The organism is Porcipelethomonas sp. (assembly GCF_051893655.1).
Taxonomy (GTDB): Bacteria; Bacillota; Clostridia; order Oscillospirales; family Ruminococcaceae; genus Porcipelethomonas.
Genome location: NZ_JBJFHN010000032.1, coordinates 1 through 4314, shown reverse-complemented (window position 1 = coordinate 4314; position 4314 = coordinate 1). Strand labels below are relative to the sequence as shown.

Annotated in this window: 6 protein-coding genes and 1 pseudogene; all 7 read right to left on the bottom strand. The window is 37.7% G+C overall.

The features are described from left to right. Nucleotides 1-56: 56 nt before the first annotated feature. Nucleotides 57-395, bottom strand: a complete 339-nt coding sequence (gene hisE / locus ACI4WO_RS01790) for a phosphoribosyl-ATP diphosphatase (protein ID WP_439805845.1) — start codon at nucleotides 393-395, stop codon at nucleotides 57-59. Further along, nucleotides 395-745, bottom strand: coding sequence for a phosphoribosyl-AMP cyclohydrolase (gene hisI / locus ACI4WO_RS01785; RefSeq protein ID WP_439805844.1), 351 nt, complete (start codon nucleotides 743-745; stop codon nucleotides 395-397). Before hisI ends, hisE begins: the two co-directional genes overlap by 1 nt. A 27-nt stretch (nucleotides 746-772) precedes the next feature. Beyond that, the gene (locus ACI4WO_RS01780) at nucleotides 773-1828 is read right to left on the bottom strand and encodes a YeiH family protein (RefSeq protein WP_439805843.1); all 1056 of its coding nucleotides are present in this window, start codon (nucleotides 1826-1828) and stop codon (nucleotides 773-775) included. A gap of 28 nt (nucleotides 1829-1856) precedes the next feature. Beyond that, entirely contained in the window at nucleotides 1857-2612 is a 756-nt protein-coding gene (hisF, locus tag ACI4WO_RS01775) for an imidazole glycerol phosphate synthase subunit HisF (RefSeq protein ID WP_439805842.1), read from the bottom strand. 3 nt (nucleotides 2613-2615) lie between these two features. After that, a complete protein-coding gene (gene hisA, locus ACI4WO_RS01770) occupies nucleotides 2616-3344 on the bottom strand; it encodes a 1-(5-phosphoribosyl)-5-[(5-phosphoribosylamino)methylideneamino]imidazole-4-carboxamide isomerase (RefSeq protein WP_439805841.1) in 729 nt (242 codons plus the stop codon). Then, nucleotides 3341-3946, bottom strand: coding sequence for an imidazole glycerol phosphate synthase subunit HisH (gene hisH, locus ACI4WO_RS01765; protein ID WP_439805840.1), 606 nt, complete (start codon nucleotides 3944-3946; stop codon nucleotides 3341-3343). The genes hisA and hisH overlap by 4 nt, the downstream gene beginning before the upstream one ends. Before the next feature lie 2 nt (nucleotides 3947-3948). Then, nucleotides 3949-4314 (bottom strand): annotated as a pseudogene (gene hisB, locus ACI4WO_RS01760) (imidazoleglycerol-phosphate dehydratase HisB); the annotation flags it as partial.

The following is a 4314-nucleotide window of genomic DNA, read 5'->3' as shown; positions in this document are numbered from 1 at the left end:
TTGTTTTTTACGCTTCAATATTATAATATTCGGACCAATTGAAAATTGTTACAAAATCAGGTATTTTTATCTACAGTATGAAACTTTTTTAAATTTCCTATTTTTTCATTTCTTTCGGACAGAACCTCTTCGATTTCAGACCATTCAAGTCCCTGATTAGCACAAAGCACCATTACATGATAAAGCAGGTCATTTATTTCATTTTTCAGTTCATTGTTATCTCCGTTTTTTGCAGCAATAACAGTTTCTGTTGCCTCTTCACCGACCTTTTTACATATTTTGTCAACACCCTTGTCAAAAAGGTAGCATGTGTAGGAATTTTCCTGTGCCTTACCATTTTCATAATCAGATTTTCTCTGCTTTATAACTTCAAAAATTTCTTCATAAACTGTCATTATACTTTCTCCTCATCGTTATAAATTTCATTAAAGAAACAGCTGTATTCCCCTGTGTGACAGGCAGCACCTGTCTGCTTTACATTTACTAGCAGCGTATCATTGTCACAGTCACCGTAAATGCTTACAACCTTCTGCAAATGTCCGGAGGTTGCACCCTTATTCCATAGTTCCTGTCTTGAACGGCTCCAGAACCATGTATACCCTGTTTCCAGAGTTTTTTTAAGACTTTCCTTATTCATATATGCAAGCATCAGAACCGTTTTAGTATCTGCCTCAAAGCAGATTGCCGGTATCAGCTCACTCTTGACAAAAAACTTGTCAAGGTCATTTAAATCTATCTTTATCATAATTCACCAATCCATTTCTGATATAAATTACCAGATTCCAATTACACGCTGCATTAAAAGACTTACACCTGCAATAGCAATCCAACAACATAATCCCATAAAAATAGGCTTGATTCCCGTTTTAACAAGCTTTACAATATTAGTATTTAAGCCAATAGCTGCCATTGCCATTATTATAAGAAATTTACTGCAATTTTTCAAAAATCCAAATATACTATCAGCAGTATTTATGACAGCATCATTATCGAAAAAAACAAATGATACAATAGTGGTAATAACAGATGCAAGTATAAAGTAAATTATAAACATCGGAAATATTTTTCCTATATTAATTTTACTGCTATTGTCAAAACCGGAATTTTTATTTTTTTCCTTTCTGATTCTTACAAATGAAAGCACCAGAGTAATAGGAATAATCGCAAGTGTTCTTGTAAGTTTTACAATAGTTGCTGTATCCAGTGTATTGCTGCCATGAATGTCATCCCACGCAGATGCTGCCGCTGTTACAGACGATGTATCATTAACCGCTGTTCCGGCAAAGATACCAAATCCCTCGTTTGACAGTCCCAGCCATCCTCCCAGAGATGGGAAAATCAATGCAGCCAGTATATTAAAAAGAAAAATAACTGAAATTGACTGAGCTATTTCCTCATCGTCAGCATCAATAACGGGGGCTGTTGCAGCAATTGCTGAACCACCGCAAATACTTGAACCAACACCTATTAATGTAGATATTTTTGACGGTACTTTCAACAGCTTGTGAATTGCAAACGCTACTATAAGCGAGGTGGCAATTGTAGAAACAATTATAGGCAGCGACTGTTTTCCGGTTTTAAGAATCGTTGAAAGATTCAATCCGAATCCAAGCAATATAACTGCATATTGAAGTATCTTTTTTGAAGTAAAAGCAATTCCGCTTTGAAATTTGCTTTTATCCTTTATTATCATTGTTAGTATCATTCCTGCAATTATTGCAAAAACAGGTCCTCCGATTACCGGTAAAAGTTTCCCCAGAAACCATGAAGGAACAGCTATGCAAAGACAAAGCAAAATTCCTGATATATTCTTTTTTATAAATCCCATTTTATTTTAAATATCTCCCTTTATGATGTCATCTGACAATAATACCCTTGTTTCTGCAATGATTTTTTACTTCTTCAACTGTCAGCTCATTGAAATGAAAAAGTGAAGCTGCTAAAGCCGCAGTTGCTCCGGTTTTTTCAAATACTTCAGAGAAATCCCCGACTTTGCCTGCACCGCCGCTTGCAATAACAGGAATATTTACGGAATTGCATACAGCATCAAGCATTTCTATATCAAAGCCATTTTTAGTACCATCAGCGTCAATTGAATTCAGGCATATTTCTCCGGCACCCAGCTTTTCAATAGTATGTACCCATTCAATAAGATCAAGCTTCATGTCCACACGTCCGCCGTTTATGTAAACAGTCCACTTCTTGTCGCCGATTTTTTTAGCATCAATACCCACGCATATGCACTGACTTCCGAATATATCAGCTCCGTCTTTTATAAGCTGAGGATTCTGCACAGCCTGTGAATTTACTGATACTTTATCTGCTCCGGCTCTGAGAGTTTCTCTGATATCATCAACTGTTTTTATTCCGCCCCCTACTGTAAGCGGTACAAAAACCTTCTTTGCAGTTTCTCTTACAACATCAAGAAATACACCTCTGCCTTCAAAGGAGGCTGTTATATCGTAAAAAACAAGCTCGTCAGCACCCTGTCTGTTATACTCCTCCGCATATGAAACAGGATCGCCTACATCTTTTATACCCTCAAAATTTACGCCCTTAACTACTTTTCCGTTTCTCACGTCAAGACAGGGAATAATTCTTTTAGCCAGCATTTTTTATGCTCCTTTCCCGATTTCAATCGCTTCCTTTAAATTAAGTGTACCCTTGTATATTGATTTACCGCAGATAGTACCATAAAGTCCCAAAGCCTTGCATGCCTTTATATCCTCAATTGTATGTACTCCTCCGCTGGCAATAATACTACAGCTGCCTTTAGTTGCTTCTGCCATTTCCTTAAGCTGAGAAATATTTACTCCTGACAGAGTACCGTCTTTGGAAATATCAGTAACTATAAAGTATTTTACACCGATATCAATCATTTTCTTTGCAAGGTCAATATAATTTACATCTGATCCCTCAAGCCATCCTTCTGTGGCAACCATTCCGTTTACAGAATCTATACCTACAGCAATTTTTTCACTGCCGAATTGTTTTACAGCATCCTCAACAAGTTTTGGATTCTTCAAAGCGGCAGATCCGATTATTACTCTTGAAATACCCATAGCAAGGTATTCCTCAATAGTTACGATATTTCTTATTCCTCCGCCGACTTCAACCTTAAGAGATGTTTTCTCAGCAACATCCCTGTATATTTTTGTGTTTACCGGTCTGCCCTCTTTTGCACCATCTAAATCAACCATATGTATCCATTCTGCTCCGGCATTTTCAAAGCTAACGGCAGTTTCCATATAGTCAGCGGCAACCTTCTGGACGGTTGAAAAGTCACCTTTGAAAAGTCTTACGCAGTTTCCGTCCTTTATATCAATAGCAGGAAGTATTATCATTTAATAAGTCCTCCGAAATTCTTAAGAATTTTAAGTCCGGTATTTCCGCTTTTTTCCGGATGGAACTGTGCACCGAAAACTGTATTTCCATCATAAACCAGTGCAGGCACTTTACCGCCGTAAACTGAATAAGCGGCAATATTTTTATCATCACAAAAAGCCTTATATGAGTGTACAAAATAAACATAACTGTTTTCATCCAGACCTGAAAGCAAAGGGCATTCGTTTTGAATTTCAAGTTTGTTCCAGCCCATGTGCGGTATTATAAGATCAGGCTCTTCCATTTTTTTTACACTTCCCGGAATAAGTCCCAGTCCGTCGCATTCTTCAAATTCATATCCCTTTTCAAAAATAAGCTGCATTCCCAGACAAATTCCCAGAAACGGTTTTTTCTTTGCTTCAGTTTTAATCGTATCAATAAGACCGCTTTTTTCAAGCATTCCCATAGCACTTGGAAAAGCTCCTACTCCCGGAAGAATCAATGCATCAGCATTTTCAATATCTTCCCTTTTACTGGTAAGTATGGAATCAAACCCCAGATAATCAAGTGCATTTTTCACACTGAAAATATTTCCTGCTCCATAATCAATTACAGCAATCATTTTTAAAGCCTCCCTTTAGTTGAAAGTGTACCGCCGCCGCTAAGTTCAGCTACAGCCGACTTCAAAGCGTGTGCCGCAGCTTTGAAAACAGCCTCGCATTTATGATGATCATTGCTTCCGTAAACCATGTTTAAATGAAGTGTAATTCCGGCATTAAAAGCAAATGCACGGAAAAATTCTTCCGTAAGACATGCATCAAAATCGCCTATCAACTGATTTGTAAATTCACCATTAAAAACAAGAAATGGTCTGTTGCTGATATCCAGAGAACAAAATCCCAGTGCTTCGTCCATGGGGATATACGCACTGCCGTATCTTGCAATACCTGATTTATCGCCCAAAGCCTGAGCCAGAGCCTGTCCAAGAAC

Coding starts and splice junctions, on each gene's coding strand:
- ACI4WO_RS01780 (WP_439805843.1), bottom strand. CDS start 1,828: ATGGGATTTATAAAAAAGAATATATCAGGAATTTTGCTTTGTCTTTGC.
- hisI (WP_439805844.1), bottom strand. CDS start 745: ATGATAAAGATAGATTTAAATGACCTTGACAAGTTTTTTGTCAAGAGT.
- hisE (WP_439805845.1), bottom strand. CDS start 395: ATGACAGTTTATGAAGAAATTTTTGAAGTTATAAAGCAGAGAAAATCT.
- hisA (WP_439805841.1), bottom strand. CDS start 3,344: ATGATAATACTTCCTGCTATTGATATAAAGGACGGAAACTGCGTAAGA.
- hisH (WP_439805840.1), bottom strand. CDS start 3,946: ATGATTGCTGTAATTGATTATGGAGCAGGAAATATTTTCAGTGTGAAA.
- hisF (WP_439805842.1), bottom strand. CDS start 2,612: ATGCTGGCTAAAAGAATTATTCCCTGTCTTGACGTGAGAAACGGAAAA.